Below are 14,054 nucleotides of genomic sequence, written 5' to 3' on the forward strand. Positions count from 1 at the left end.
TTTGGCGACAAGAATCATAAGGCTTTCAGCCGTTTTTGTTTATGCGGTCATGAGAAATCCGGGCTAGTGTTGTGCCTGCCTCGGGCCATCGCACGGTCAACCCAGCCCTGGCTCATTCAGCCAGAAGTTTCCAATGATGTGGCCGAACTCGCCGCCGCCAGAATGGCAGTCACTTCTATAGGGAGATAGCACAGTGTTGGATAAGTCGGAACGGGAGGGTGGCCTATGGAGCTGCGCCATCTTCGCTGCTTCGTAGTTCTTGCTGAGGAGCTACATTTCACGCGGGCGGCTGAGCGCCTGCATATCGAACAACCACCGCTATCACGAGCCATCAAGGAACTTGAGGACGAGTTGGGCGTAGTGCTCTTCGACCGAAACCGACGAGGAACAGTTCTAACGGCGGCGGGCGCGGTCTTCTTGCAAGATGTTCGCCGTCTATTCACAGTGCTGGAACAGGCTCGTGAAAATGCCAAGGCTGTGGCATCGGGCTTGCGCGGTAGCCTGCGCATCGCTGTATCAGATGGGGCTATCGATCCACGGCTGTCGGCATTTCTGGCTCGTTGCCGCGCCGAGGAGCCGGAGATCGAAATACGCTTGTCAGAAGTGCCTCTGGCAGAGCAAGTGCGTGGCTTGCGTTCGGGCGACTTCATGATCGGGTTCGCGCACACGGGCGATGTCGGCGACGGTATCGCTGCCGAACCAATCTGGCACGACCCGCTGGTGATTGCGGTGCCAGCTCGTCACTCATTGCTCACCTACAAGGAGGTGCCACTTCAAGAACTTCAAGGCCATCCACTTGTCCTGTGCGACCCGCAGGTATGCGAGGGCTATTGCCGCGAACTCAAGCGGCTGCTCAACACGTTGGAGCACAAGCTGAATGTTGTCGAGGAAGTGTCCTCGCTGGACATGATGCTCACGTTGGTCGGCGCCGGCTACGGCATCGGCTTCATGACGGCGACCAAGATTCCCATCTCCCAACGGCCGGATGTGGTGATCCGCCCCTTGGCGATGGATTCTGCCGTGATCACCACCTACCTGCTTCGGCCGGACGGCGGCAATTTATCGGCTTCGGTGGAGCGATTTATCGTTCGCCTTCGCGACTCTTCGGACGGTTGACGGAGCCTGGCAGGCTAGACACTCAGGGATCAGTGTCGGCACGCAGATTGCGTTCGGTCGCCGTCATCAGGTCAGCCGCGCTTATTCCAAGTGCCGTAGAAATTTTCAGTATGAGCGGAAGCGTGGGCACGTGCTCACCACGCTCGATCTTACCCATGTGAGAACGCGAAATGCTTGCCCGAGATGCGAACTCGTCTTGCGCGACTCCTTGAGCGACGCGCGCAGCGCGCACGGCCTGTCCGAAGGCTAACGCCGACTCGGATTCATACGTCGATGTGCCAGAAGGACGGCCTGGCTGAATTGTTGATTTCTGCATTAGCAGAAGCGTCAAACAATCTGCCACAATTAACCACGTTAAAGATAACGACGTTAAACTTCACTCTTTCCTGAAACGCTGGTTTGCCTTTCTGGACAGATCGCTTATTGGGGGCCCTCATGCATGACGCCACCAGCCAGTTTTCCCATTTCAGGCTTGCTATCGCGCCCGGAGTGCCATCCTCTTGCCTCACAACGCTTCTTGCCCTACAGCGCGCGGAGGAACCAGAAGTCACCATCACGTTCTTTGAGACCTCAGCCGATGATCTGTTGACGGGCCTTGAGGAAGGCCGCTACGACGCTGGAATGACGCTTCGGAACGCTGGTGCTCCGGCTGTGAAAAGCCAACCGCTCTGGGTGGAGAACGTGGCTGTTGCAGTGCCGCTGGGGTCCCCCTTAGTTGCCCAGGCGAAGATCACGCTTGCCGAGCTTCTGGACTATCCGGTGTTTCGCTGGCCGGCGGAGGCTTGCCTACTGCTGGATCAGCGACTGTCCTTTCTTCCGTTGAGCCAGCAGAGCATTCAGCACGTGACTTCGTTCGAGATGATGGCGCTTTGGGTGACCGCTGGCTACGGAGTGGGGCTCTCCGCGCAATCGCGCATTGAGCGTGCCCATGCGTGGGGGATCACTATGCGACCGCTTTCAGACGGCCCCTACGAGATCGTGACATACCTGCAGCGACCCCACGGACGAGCCAATGTTGTTTCTGAGCGGTTCGAGCACAGGGCAATGCTGGTTGCCAGGGACAGGGCGGCTTGCTCGAATACCCCATAGCCCGCTCTCGCCGAGGCTGCGTGCGGGTAATTGCAGCGGCACGCGCCTGTTAGCGCGCCAGTGATAGCGCTTCCATCTCTGGCAATATGATGAATTAACATGGTCTTTGGAGGCACGAATGGTTGGAAGTGGTTGGGATCGAGTACCAATTGACTCGCAAAGCATCGATGCGCCGCTGTCGCGCGCGGCGGTGTTTCTCACGTTGACGGTCGCCGAGGGCCACGAGGCCCTTCAGGCGGTCGCCGGCGTCTTGGACGGGCTGGACGACCTGATCAAAACGGTGGGCTTCCGCGATCTCAACGGCCGGCTGTCGTGCATCACTGCACTGGGATCGGCGCTATGGGACCGTTTCCAGACCGGGAAGCGCCCGAAGGAACTACGGCCCTTCGTGCCCATCGAGGGTGCCAAGCACACCGCGCCTGCCACGCCCGGCGACCTGTTCTTTCACATCCGTGCCGAACGCGAGGACCTCTGTTTTGAATTCGAGCGCCTGCTGCTGGACCAACTGGGCAGCAGCGTGACGGTGGCCGACGAGGTGGTCGGTTTTCGCTACTTCGACTCCCGCGACCTGCTTGGCTTTGTCGATGGCACGGCCAACCCGACCGGGCACGACATCGGCGCCTCGACGCTGGTCGGCAGTGAAGATCAGGCGTTCGCCGGCGGCAGCTACTTGGTGGTGCAGAAGTATCTGCACCAAATGCAGCCGTGGGCTCGGCTCGCCAAGGACGAGCAAGAGCGGATCATCGGCCGGGAGATCGTCAGCAATGTCGAATTGCCCGACGCGACGAGCGGCCAGAAATCGCACAAGACCCTCGCCACGATCGTGGACGACGACGGCACCGAGCACGACATCCTGCGCGACAACATGCCCTTCGGCCGCCCCGGCCAGGGCGAATATGGCACCTACTTCATCGGCTACTCCAGGCATCTGTGGGTGACGCAGAAGATGCTGGAGCGCATGTTCCTCGGCGATCCGCCAGGCATGCACGACCGCCTGCTCGATTTCTCGACGGCGCACACCGGCGCCGTGTTCTTCGCTCCCGCACCGCGCACGCTGAGCGAACTCGTGGAGGCGGTGCAAGCGTAATGCAGGGGCCGCAAGGCCCCTGCAAGGTTTGAGAGCCCTATGCTCCGTCTAGAACTACTGCGCTATCCACCAGCCGACGAACGCTTTGCCGCACATCCTCGGGGATGGGGTACGGGGCAATGGCCTCGGGCATATCCGCATAGTGCTGGTAGTCGCCCATGATGACCTGGATGATCGCCGGTACGTTGGTCGGCGTGACCGCATCAATGGCCGCGCGGTCCCCCAGGTCAGGGTGCGGCTGGGTCAGCATGCGGTACAGATCCCACGAATCCGCGTGCGGGCACTGGTTCATGAGCACCTGGGCCAGCTTGTGCTTGAGCGGCACCAGTTGCCAATCGGGAACACGCTGCCCCCGATTGCCCAAACTGATGGACAGCAACTTGCCCGCTTTCAGTTCGCGGTTGATCTGGTCCTTGGACTTTCCGGCCAGCTTGCCGAACAGCGGGACCGGCAAGCTGCTTGGAGACTCGTAGATGGTCAGCATTTCCTCGCGCTCGCGCTGGATCGCGGACACTTCCGGCTCTGGGGCATGCGTCGGAGGCGGCGGTACCTGAGACAGCCGCTGGAACGTGATGCCGCCGCTGCTCGGGGTTACGACAATAGGCGTGGCCACGACGGGCGGGACGCCGGGAGGAGTGGGCTCGGCCATCGCGAGGGTCGCATCCACCGCTTCCTCCACTTCTGCCATCGCCGGCGCCCCGTCGATACGGATGGTCAGATGCGCGCTCGCGGCTTCCACTTCGCCCTGTTCGAGCAGGTCGAGCCGATCGGCCCAGTCCTGCATCATCCGACGGCGCGGCTCAACGTACTTGGCGTGGTTGTAGGACGAACTCACCTTGTTGGGGTCGGAATGGGAAAGCTGCGCGTCCACCCAAATCTTCGGGTAGCCAATCTCGTTGAGCGCCGTCGAGATAGTGCCGCGGATGCCGTGGCCGGTCAGGCGCCCCTCATAGCCCATGAGCTGCACGGCCTTGTTGAGGGTGTTCTCGCTGATGCGCTTCTTGAGTTCGCTGCGGTGTGACAGCAAGTACTTCTGCGCCGGCCGCATCACCCCCAGGAGATAGCGCACGATCTCGATGGCCTGCAGGGATAGCGGCACGATATAGGGGGGCACATCCTGCGGCCGCTTCCCTGCCTTGCGCATTTCATCCTGGAGCTGCTTGACGATCTGCGGTGGGATGATCCACAAGCCCCTGTCGAGGTCGAACTGTTCGGGTTCGGCCAATCGCAGTTCGCCGGTGCGCACCCCGGTCAGGAACAGCAGCCGGACGCCAAGCTGGGTCTGCCAGCCACGGGGGTTGTAGAGCCGGAGCTTCTGGAGGAACTCGGGCATCTCGGGCAGGTGCAGGTAGGGATTGTGGGCTACGGGGGGCTTGGGCTCTGCCACCACGTCCAGGTCGGCGGCCGGGTTGACTTCCAACCCCTCGGCAATGACCAGGGCATAGCGGAACAACTGGTTGAACCAGGTGCGGACCTTCTCGGCGGTGGTGAACGCCTTGCGTTTCTCGATCGCCGCCAAGACGCCCAGGAGTTGGGGGCGGCGAATGTCGTAGATCGACATTCTTCCCAGGGTGGGCAACACGTCCTTGTTGAAGATGCGCAGGATCTGCGACAGCGTGCTTTGACGGCCTTCCTTGAGTTCCTTGCGGCGATGCTCGACCCAGGCATCGAAGACGGTCTTGAAGGTGTATTCGCCCGCCAGCTTGGCCGCGTGCCGTTTCTGGTCGCGCTCGACCTGAGGATCGATCCCCCTGGCGAGCAGGGCCTGGGCCTTGTCTCGCTCGATCCGGGCCTCGCGCAGGCTGAGAGCAGGATAGCCGCCCAGGCACAGGCGCTTTTGCTTGCCCAGCCAGTAGTAGCGGAATTGCCATGACTTGCCGCCTGCGGCTGAGACCATCAGGCCCAGGCAGTCGTTGTCGGAGAGGGTGTAGCGTTTTCCGGTGGTCTTCGCCTGCCGGACGGTCAGATCAGAGAGCGCCATTTCGAGACTCCTAAGTAATGACTTAGGCCCTATGCTCGTCATGGTCCCCGCTCAGCCCCAGCAACTATCCGGTAGCCGACCCACCCGTATTCTTGTGCCTTATTTGGTCACTCAAAAACGGTAGCTGTGGGTGGATTTCCGTGGCACTCGCTGGAATGAAAAAAGGAGCCGAAGCTCCTTTTTTCAATGACCTACAGACCCCAGTAGAAGTCTGTGGATCAAAATTTGGAGCGGGAAACGAGACTCGAACTCGCGACCCCGACCTTGGCAAGGTCGTGCTCTACCAACTGAGCTATTCCCGCAATGGCGTCCCCTAGGGGACTCGAACCCCTGTTACCGCCGTGAAAGGGCGGTGTCCTAGGCCACTAGACGAAGGGGACAGGCTACAACTTTCACTAATAAAAACGCCGCTCACTGAGCGGCGCTTTTAGAATTTGGAGCGGGAAACGAGACTCGAACTCGCGACCCCGACCTTGGCAAGGTCGTGCTCTACCAACTGAGCTATTCCCGCAATGGCGTCCCCTAGGGGACTCGAACCCCTGTTACCGCCGTGAAAGGGCGGTGTCCTAGGCCACTAGACGAAGGGGACACGCTACCCGGAACACATGGTGTGTGTTTCGGTGTCCAGAGCCGTCTCCGAAGATCAGGTTCTGGTTTCACTCAGCCCTGCCCGAAAGCAGTGCTGTTTAAAATTGGAGCGGGAAACGAGACTCGAACTCGCGACCCCGACCTTGGCAAGGTCGTGCTCTACCAACTGAGCTATTCCCGCATTGGCGTCCCCTAGGGGACTCGAACCCCTGTTACCGCCGTGAAAGGGCGGTGTCCTAGGCCACTAGACGAAGGGGACACGCTACCCGGAACACATGGTGTGTGTTTCGGTGTCCAGAGCCGTCTCCGAAGATCAGGTTCTGGTTTCACTCAGCCCTGCCCGAAAGCAGTGCTGTTTAAAATTGGAGCGGGAAACGAGACTCGAACTCGCGACCCCGACCTTGGCAAGGTCGTGCTCTACCAACTGAGCTATTCCCGCATTGGCGTCCCCTAGGGGACTCGAACCCCTGTTACCGCCGTGAAAGGGCGGTGTCCTAGGCCACTAGACGAAGGGGACACGCTACCCGGAACACATGGTGTGTGTTTCGGTGTCCAGAGCCGTCTCCGAAGATCAGGTTCTGGTTTCACTCAGCCCTGCCCGAAAGCAGTGCTGTTTAAAATTGGAGCGGGAAACGAGACTCGAACTCGCGACCCCGACCTTGGCAAGGTCGTGCTCTACCAACTGAGCTATTCCCGCATTGGCGTCCCCTAGGGGACTCGAACCCCTGTTACCGCCGTGAAAGGGCGGTGTCCTAGGCCACTAGACGAAGGGGACACACTACAACATTCACTCCCTGCCGCGTTTCGCTGTGTGCTTTACGCTGCAAGTGGCGCGCATTCTATGGATGGTTTGAGAGGTCGTCAACCCCCGAATATAAATTTATTTAAATCAATGACTTCGACCTGCTTTACGAGAGCATTCGGGCTTTTCCGTCGCCCGACGATTGACGCCTATATTCCGCCACTCGCCAAGGCGTTATAGTCCGCAACACGATGATGGCAATCTGCGCACCTTGCGCCAGCATTCATATAAGCAGTGTGCAGCCGATATACACAGAAGCTGCTGAATCAACTCGTCGAGCGGCGCTGGGCGCCCAAGTGCCCAGCCACTACACTCGCATGCGAACCCTATAAAGAGGTCTTACCGGTGACACCACTCATGATCACCCTGCTAGTCGTAGCCGGGATCGCAATTCTGATCGCCATTGGCTACATGAACCATGTGGTGGAAAACAACAAACTGGAGAAGGCCCGCACCAAAGTCGAACTCAACGACCGCCTGCGCCGCTGCGGCGAACTGACTGAAACCTTCCCCGGTCAGTTCATGACGCCGGCACTCAAGCTACTGTTGACGCGTCTGGAACTGAACGTCTGCCAGCGTCTGCTGAACCTGGAAAAAACCAGCGCCACGATCAAGGCACGGATCACTGAACTCAGCGCACTGGTAGCCCAGGGCGAATCGATTCCGGTCAACAACCCGCCGGCACCGATCCTGACCGAAGCCAAAGCCAAGGACGTCCGCTTCCTGCTCGAAGCCCTCCACGGCCAGATCACCCGCGCCGCCCACGACGGCTTCCTGCCACCGAACGAAGCCAAACACTGGATCAAGGAAGTCCGCCACATCCTGGTCCTGCTGCACATCGAGTTCTTCAACAACCTCGGCCAACAATCCCTGCAACAAAACCAGCCAGGCCAGGCCCGCCTCGCCTTCGAACGCGGCGTGCAATACCTGCGCAAACAGCAAGACCCGCAGATGTACTCGGAACAACTGCAATACCTGGAAAAACTGCTGGCCCGCGCCAACGCCCAGGTGATGGACAAAATTGCACCGGTCGAAGGCGAAGTGAACCAGTTGACCGAAGGCCTCAAGGAAGTTGAAGCCGACGCGGACTGGAAGAAGAAAGTGATCTACGACTGAGTGTCGAGAGTTAAGAGAAGCCACCGAGAGGTGGCTTTTTTGTGGGTGGTGGACTGGCTGCGATTGAGGTCATTCAGTTAGGGATTGGTCGGCTGTCAGGCCGCCATCGCTGGCAAGCCAGCTCCCACAAAATCAAGATCAAGATCAAGATCAAGATCAAAAGATCGCAGCCTTCGGCAGCTCCTACACAGGATGAGCGCAAGCTCGGCTGCAGCTCTTGATCTTGCCGTACCGGCCCCGTCGGCAGGCTGAGTGGAGGGGTTTATCCGGGGGTGGGAGCGCAGCGACCGTTCGACGCAGTCGAACACATCGAGAGGAGGTGCAGCGAAGCAAACCGGAGGCGATGCCCCCGGATGAATCCCGGAGCGAAGGAACCCGAGCCACGGCGAGGGCCGTACGTTGGGGCCAAAGACCTTTGCTTCCTTTGGGGCGTTTGCCAAAGGGAGTCGCTGTAAGAGCGAAACCGTCAGCCGCAACACCCAAAAAAACGGATATACACCCAAAACCCCAAGAACCTGGTCGGCCCAGAGGCCGCCAAGTCAAAGCCGAAAATGCCCCACCATCCCCTTGAGTTCCCCCCCCAACCGCGCCAGCTCAACACTCGAAACCGCATTCCCCCGCATCGCCATCGAAGACTGATCCGCACTCGCACGAATACTCGTCACACTGCGATTAATCTCCTCGGCCACCGAACTCTGCTCCTCGGCCGCCGCCGCAATCTGCTGATTCATCTGCTGAATCAACGACACCGCCGCCGCAATACTCCCCAGCGCACTTTCGGTCTGCAGAGCATCACTGACGGCAAGCTTCACCAACTCGCCACTGCTCTGAATTTGCTGCACGGAAGCATGCGCCGCCGACCGCAACGCGCTGACCAGCCGCTCGATCTCCTCCGTCGACTGCTGCGTACGTCGCGCCAACGCACGAACCTCATCGGCCACCACTGCAAAGCCCCTGCCCTGCTCCCCGGCCCGCGCTGCTTCGATCGCCGCGTTGAGCGCCAGCAGGTTGGTCTGCTCGGCAACGCTTTTGATCACATCCAGCACCGTACCGATATTCTGGATCTGCGCACTGAGGCTTTCGATGCTCGAACTGGCCGACGTTGCCGAATCCGCCAGTTGCTCGATCCGCGCCATGCTCTGGCGCACCACCTGCTGCCCGGTCTCGACCTTGCCATCCGCGGTTTGCGCGGCCAGCGCGGCTTCCTCGGCATTGCGCGCCACGTCATGCACGGTGGCGGTCATCTGGTTCATGGCCGTGGCCACCTGCTCGGTCTCTTCCTTCTGACTGTTGACCTCGAGGTTGGTCTGCTCGGTGACCGCCGACAGCGATTGCGCGGAACTGGCCAATTGCTCGATGCCCGCCTGCAATCCGCTGACAATCGTGCTCAACCCGGCCCCCATCTGCTGCATCGCCAACATCAACTGGCCGATTTCATCACGCCGGGTAACCTCGACTTTCGCGCTCAAATCTCCGGCCGCAATCTGCTGGGCGACGCGCATCACAGCGCGCAGCGGCGCGACGATCAACCGGGTAATGACCCACGCGGCAATCAGCCCCACCAATAAGGCCAACGCCGAAGAACCGAGGATCAGCACCGAGTTTTTCTTCAATTCCACCTGCATTGCGCCGTCTTCGGCCACATAGGCCTGGTCGACACGCGACATCACTTGCGCCGCGCGCTGGTGCAACTGTTCATAGACGGTTTTTTCCTGGGCCAGCAGACCGGTGTACTCGGCCAGTTTGTCGTTGAAACCGGCGATGTGCCCGGACACTTCGTTGAGCACCGTCAAATAGCCCTCATCCTTGACCGTAGTCTTCAACTGCTCGGCCTGAGCCTGGGCCTGGGCCGCCTGTTCGATGCTGCCCTTGTCGGCACTGTCGGCATCGCCCTTGCGGCTCTGATCGAGACGAACCCGTGCCTCGTTCATCGCTTGCAGCATCAACCGCGACACCTGACTGACCTGACTGGCCTGTTCGATGAACTGCGCACCATCCTTGCCTTCGCTGTCCTTTAACGTGTACGCGCCATCATCGGCCAGCCCGGCTTGCAGCACGTCCAGGTTATTGGCCACGCTGGACACCGACCAACTGGCCATTTCCAGCGCCAGATCCTTGGCCTGGGTCAGTGAAACGAACTCGTCAAACGCCTTGCGATAGTCGCCCAAGGCTTGCTCGACATCGCTCATCACCGCCCCGTTCGCCGGCGTCTGCGCCTTGAGTTGCGCGGCCTGGGCCAACAGACCGTCGACGCCCTCGTGCACGGCATCAACCGTTTTCGGGTTGCTGTGCAGCGCATAGTCCTGCTCCAGCAACCGCACCTTGAGCAAGGCACTGTTAAGCGACGACATTTGCTTCAAGCCGTCGAAGCGCTGGCTGATGGTCTGCAGGGACCAGACTCCAATGGCAGCCACCAGCGCAGTCAACAGCAGCACCAGTACGAACCCGAGACCCAGTTTCTTTGCCATACCGAGGTTGGCAAAACGTCCTTGCACGGCCGAAATCATTGCGCGTAGTCCCCTGCCAAAGTCTGTTGCCGAAGATTCGCAACGGTCATGGAGCAGCACAAGTCTCTGGCGTCGGAATAATGGCAAAAAGCTACGCACGCGTCGTTTTCAGAACGCTTGAGGTCGATTCACGCCGGTACTGCGAAAAAACTGCCGGGCCCGTGGATCACAGGCATAGGCCACATTGATTCGCTGCCACTGACTGATCTCGCCGCTCGGACTGAAGGCCCCCGCAGGGCTGAGACTGACACCACTGCACTGCGCATGCCTGTGCAAGCGCTCCGGATCACTCAGCGGGGAGCGGGCCCAGATGAACAGGCCGCCACACGGCTTGCCGAAAACCTCCCAGCCTGCGTCCTCCAATGCCTGCAATGCGGCGACGCGGTCGGTATTCAGGCGTTGACGCTGGCGCTGGACCATTTTTCGATAGGCGCCACTGGCCAGCAGGCTCGCCAGCACCGCTTCATTGAAACTCGAGGCTCCCATGCTGCTGATCATCTTGACCCGGGCCAGACGCGCGATCAGTTCTGGCCCGGCGTACACAAACCCGACGCGCAGCGAACTGCTCAGCGTCTTGGAAAAACTGCCGACGTAAATCACCCGTTCATCAAGTGCGGCCAGGCGTACACCGTTGCCATTGTGCAGATCGGCGTAGACATCGTCTTCGATCAGTTGCACATCGTGCGCGTTGCACAATCGCAGGATCTGCTGTGCCACACACGGACTCAGGCAGGAACCGGTGGGATTGTGGTGATGGCTGTTGACGAACATCGCGACGGGCCGGCACTGACGCAACAGTGCCTCCAGCGCCTGAGGGTCAGGCCCGCTTGGCGTACGCCGGACTTCCAGCAGCTGCGCGCCACGCAGGCGCAACAGCTCGAACAGCGGCGCATAGCCCGGGGTTTCGACAACAACGCAGTCCCCGGCCTTAACCAGCGTGCGCACGAGCAGATCCAGCGCCTGGCTGGCACCGGAGGTCGTCAGCACCTGTTCCGCCAGGGCCTGGATGTCGATCAGCCTGAGACGTCTGACGATCTGCGCACGCAGCGCCGCAAACCCCAGCGGGGTGCTGTAATTGAACAGACTCGCCATGTCGGTTCGCGCCACCTGACGGATTGCATAGCTCAGGTCATCGGACTCGCGCCAGCTTTGCGGCAAACCACCCTCACCGAGTTTCAAGCCGCTCTCGGCACGCCCGTATTCAAGCCCGAGCAAAGCGCGACTGTGCGCGGCGACCATGAATCCCGCGCCCTGACGCGGGGCCAGGATACCTTGCGCCACCAGCCGCTCGCAGGCCTCGGTCACACACGACTGGCTGAGCAGATTGGAGCGTGCTATCTGTCTGACGGAGGGCAGTCGCGTGCTCGGCGCCACACCCGTTCGCGAGATCCACTCGGTCATTCCATCAACAATCTGCTGTACGACCGGCACCATTGCCTGTCGGTCAATTCTCAATTCCATGAGCACGCAAACTCCTGTCCGTTTTGCTGGCAGCAGTAAATCACAGCCGCGTCGTTCAGACTGTGCGACAACGCCGTCAAAAACAGCCGTTCTAACCGTTTGATACACATTGTTTAGCGGTTTAAAGAAACGGCAGCCCAAGAATAAGAAAACCCGCGCTCAGGCGGGTTTCTCGGGTCTTGCCATTGGGCTTCAAAAGGCAGTGACGCCGCCATCCACGGCCAGAGAGTGACCGGTGGTGAACGCCGCGCCATCGCTGCACAGATACAGCACGGCACTGGCGATTTCCTCGACCTTGCCAATACGCCCCACCGGGTGCATCGCATTGGCAAACTCGCCCTTTTTCGGATCGGCCTCGTAGGCCCGGCGGAACATGTCAGTGTCGATCACCGCCGGGCACACAGCGTTGACGCGGATTTTCTTCTTCGCGTATTCGATCGCCGCCGATTTGGTCAGGCCAATCACCGCGTGTTTGGACGCCGCATAGATGCTCATCTTCGGTGCCGCGCCAAGCCCTGCCACTGAAGCAGTGTTGACGATCGCCCCGCCGCCCTGGGCCAGCAGCAACGGCAACTGGTACTTCATGCACAGCCAGACGCCCTTGACGTTGACGCCCATGATCGCGTCGAACTCGTCCATCGAGCCATCTGCCAACTTGCCTTGCTCGATTTCGATCCCGGCATTGTTGAAGGCATAGTCGAGACGACCGTAGGTATTGATCACCTCGTCCATCAGATTCTTCACTTCGCTTTCAACGGTAACGTTGCAGCGCACGAAGGTCGCTTCACCACCGGCTGTACGAATCAGCGCCACCGTACCCTCGCCCCCTGCCGCGTCCAGATCGGCCACCACCACTTTCAGGCCTTCGGCGGCGAACGCCTGGGCGGTCGCGCGGCCAATGCCATTGGCCGCGCCAGTGACTACGGCAACCTGACCGGAAAACGTCATGCTCATTGTTATGTCCTCGAAGGAGAGATGCAGGAGGGATTTGCAGACTGACTCGCAGCATAGCCATCACGGCCCGCCCCGCATCAGCACTATCAGAAGGCTGTTTATGCCTTCATGCGTCGCAGTGATAAAACCCGCCGGGCGACTATCACTGCACTGGATCATCGTGCATTCGCCGCATCAGCCCACCTTGCAGCATTGGCCTTGAGGGTCTATCAACAAGACTTCATTCAGTTCGAGTGCCTGCCATGACCAGCCAGACCAATCGCCAGTTCCTGCTCGCCAAACGCCCGGTGGGTGCTGCCACCCGCGAGACCTTCACTTATCAGGAAGTCCCGGTCGGCGAACCTGCGGCAGGGCAGATTCTGGTCAAGAACGAATATCTGTCCCTCGACCCGGCCATGCGTGGCTGGATGAACGAGGGCAAGTCCTACATCCCGCCGGTGGAAATCGGTGAAGTGATGCGCGCTCTGGGCGTCGGCAAAGTCATCGCTTCGAATAACCCGGGCTTTGCCGTCGGCGACTACGTCAACGGCGCCCTCGGCGTGCAGGATTATTTCCTCGGCGAGCCCAGAGGTTTCTACAAGGTCGATCCGAAACTGGCGCCGCTGCCGGTGTATTTGTCTGCACTGGGCATGACCGGCATGACCGCCTACTTCGCGCTGCTCGACGTCGGCGCACCGAAGGCCGGCGACACCGTGGTGCTGTCCGGGGCTGCGGGCGCGGTGGGCAGCATTGCCGGGCAGATCGCCAAGATCAAAGGCTGCCGGGTCGTCGGCATCGCCGGCGGGGCCGACAAGTGCAAGTACCTGATCGATGAACTGGGCTTCGACGGCGCCATCGATTACAAGCACGAAGACGTGCTGGCCGGGCTCAAGCGCGAGTGCCCGAAAGGCGTAGACGTGTATTTCGATAACGTCGGCGGCGAGATCCTCGACGCCGTGCTCAGTCGTCTGGCGCCAAAAGCCCGGGTGGTGATTTGCGGCGCCATCAGCCAGTACAACAACAAGGAAGCGGTCAAAGGCCCGGCCAACTACCTGTCATTGCTGGTCAACCGCGCACGCATGGAGGGCTTTGTGGTGATGGACTACGCCGCGCAATACGCCAGTGCCGCGCAGGAAATGGCCGGCTGGATGGCCAAGGGACAACTCAAAAGCAAGGAAGACATCGTCGAAGGTCTGCAGACCTTTCCAGAGACACTGATGAAATTGTTCAGCGGGGAGAATTTCGGCAAGTTGGTGCTGAAAATCTAAAATAAAAGATCGCAGCCCCTGTAGGAGCTGCCGAAGGCTGCGATCTTTTGATCTTGCCTTTAACAAGCAAAATCAAAAGATCGCAGCCTTCGGCAGCTCCTACAGG

Annotated in this window: 11 protein-coding genes and 10 tRNA genes; 6 read left to right on the plus strand and 15 right to left on the minus strand. The window is 60.1% G+C overall.

Going from position 1 to position 14,054, the window contains the following annotated elements; translation table 11 throughout:
• Positions 1 to 189 (plus strand): hypothetical protein (locus HXW87_RS24150; RefSeq protein WP_239777889.1); only part of this gene is annotated, 189 nt, incomplete at its 5' end.
• 36 nt (positions 190 to 225) lie between these two features.
• Complete coding sequence (locus HXW87_RS24155; protein ID WP_023103878.1) at positions 226 to 1,116, plus strand: LysR family transcriptional regulator; 891 nt, start codon at positions 226 to 228, stop codon at positions 1,114 to 1,116.
• A 22-nt stretch (positions 1,117 to 1,138) separates the two neighbouring features.
• Here the strand turns inward: HXW87_RS24155 and HXW87_RS24160 are convergent, their stop codons facing one another.
• Positions 1,139 to 1,432 carry a helix-turn-helix transcriptional regulator gene (locus tag HXW87_RS24160; protein ID WP_009459591.1) on the minus strand — a complete coding sequence of 98 codons (294 nt, stop codon included), beginning with the start codon at positions 1,430 to 1,432 and terminating at the stop codon, positions 1,139 to 1,141.
• Between the two features lie 119 nt (positions 1,433 to 1,551).
• On the opposite strand from HXW87_RS24160, the gene HXW87_RS24165 reads away from it, so the two are divergent.
• A complete protein-coding gene (locus tag HXW87_RS24165) occupies positions 1,552 to 2,205 on the plus strand; it encodes a substrate-binding domain-containing protein (RefSeq protein ID WP_023106332.1) in 654 nt (217 codons plus the stop codon).
• Positions 2,206 to 2,407: 202 nt separating this feature from the next.
• Positions 2,408 to 3,292 carry a Dyp-type peroxidase gene (locus tag HXW87_RS24170; RefSeq protein ID WP_009876630.1) on the plus strand — a complete coding sequence of 295 codons (885 nt, stop codon included), beginning with the start codon at positions 2,408 to 2,410 and terminating at the stop codon, positions 3,290 to 3,292.
• A gap of 37 nt (positions 3,293 to 3,329) precedes the next feature.
• Here the strand turns inward: HXW87_RS24170 and HXW87_RS24175 are convergent, their stop codons facing one another.
• The 11 genes from HXW87_RS24175 to HXW87_RS24225 form a co-directional block, all read right to left on the minus strand.
• The gene (locus HXW87_RS24175) at positions 3,330 to 5,273 is read right to left on the minus strand and encodes an integrase arm-type DNA-binding domain-containing protein (protein WP_023103875.1); all 1,944 of its coding nucleotides are present in this window, start codon (positions 5,271 to 5,273) and stop codon (positions 3,330 to 3,332) included.
• A 226-nt stretch (positions 5,274 to 5,499) separates the two neighbouring features.
• Positions 5,500 to 5,575: transfer RNA gene (locus HXW87_RS24180), tRNA-Gly, on the minus strand.
• A 2-nt stretch (positions 5,576 to 5,577) separates the two neighbouring features.
• Positions 5,578 to 5,653: transfer RNA gene (locus HXW87_RS24185), tRNA-Glu, on the minus strand.
• Between the two features lie 55 nt (positions 5,654 to 5,708).
• Positions 5,709 to 5,784, minus strand: a tRNA-Gly gene (locus HXW87_RS24190).
• Between the two features lie 2 nt (positions 5,785 to 5,786).
• Positions 5,787 to 5,862 (minus strand) — tRNA-Glu (locus tag HXW87_RS24195).
• A gap of 104 nt (positions 5,863 to 5,966) precedes the next feature.
• A tRNA-Gly gene (locus HXW87_RS24200) sits at positions 5,967 to 6,042 on the minus strand.
• Positions 6,043 to 6,044: 2 nt separating this feature from the next.
• A tRNA-Glu gene (locus HXW87_RS24205) sits at positions 6,045 to 6,120 on the minus strand.
• Between the two features lie 104 nt (positions 6,121 to 6,224).
• Positions 6,225 to 6,300, minus strand: a tRNA-Gly gene (locus HXW87_RS24210).
• Between the two features lie 2 nt (positions 6,301 to 6,302).
• Positions 6,303 to 6,378 (minus strand) — tRNA-Glu (locus tag HXW87_RS24215).
• Positions 6,379 to 6,482: 104 nt separating this feature from the next.
• Positions 6,483 to 6,558 (minus strand) — tRNA-Gly (locus HXW87_RS24220).
• A gap of 2 nt (positions 6,559 to 6,560) precedes the next feature.
• A tRNA-Glu gene (locus tag HXW87_RS24225) sits at positions 6,561 to 6,636 on the minus strand.
• Between the two features lie 384 nt (positions 6,637 to 7,020).
• On the opposite strand from HXW87_RS24225, the gene HXW87_RS24230 reads away from it, so the two are divergent.
• Entirely contained in the window at positions 7,021 to 7,779 is a 759-nt protein-coding gene (locus HXW87_RS24230) for a hypothetical protein (protein WP_174377049.1), read from the plus strand.
• Positions 7,780 to 8,318: 539 nt separating this feature from the next.
• Here HXW87_RS24230 and HXW87_RS24235 read toward each other — a convergent pair.
• From HXW87_RS24235 to HXW87_RS24245, 3 genes are all read right to left on the minus strand, one after another.
• Positions 8,319 to 10,286, minus strand: coding sequence for a methyl-accepting chemotaxis protein (locus tag HXW87_RS24235; protein ID WP_182402025.1), 1,968 nt, complete (start codon positions 10,284 to 10,286; stop codon positions 8,319 to 8,321).
• A 108-nt stretch (positions 10,287 to 10,394) separates the two neighbouring features.
• A complete protein-coding gene (locus tag HXW87_RS24240) occupies positions 10,395 to 11,747 on the minus strand; it encodes a PLP-dependent aminotransferase family protein (RefSeq protein WP_239777890.1) in 1,353 nt (450 codons plus the stop codon).
• Between the two features lie 192 nt (positions 11,748 to 11,939).
• A complete protein-coding gene (locus tag HXW87_RS24245; RefSeq protein WP_041073750.1) occupies positions 11,940 to 12,701 on the minus strand; it encodes an SDR family oxidoreductase in 762 nt (253 codons plus the stop codon).
• A gap of 242 nt (positions 12,702 to 12,943) precedes the next feature.
• Between HXW87_RS24245 and HXW87_RS24250 the strand changes: the two genes are divergently transcribed.
• The gene (locus HXW87_RS24250; RefSeq protein ID WP_047295721.1) at positions 12,944 to 13,948 is read left to right on the plus strand and encodes an NADP-dependent oxidoreductase; all 1,005 of its coding nucleotides are present in this window, start codon (positions 12,944 to 12,946) and stop codon (positions 13,946 to 13,948) included.
• Positions 13,949 to 14,054: the final 106 nt, after the last annotated feature.

It is taken from the genome of Pseudomonas sp. Y5-11 (genome assembly GCF_022368695.1).
GTDB lineage: Bacteria > Pseudomonadota > Gammaproteobacteria > Pseudomonadales > Pseudomonadaceae > Aquipseudomonas > Aquipseudomonas parakoreensis.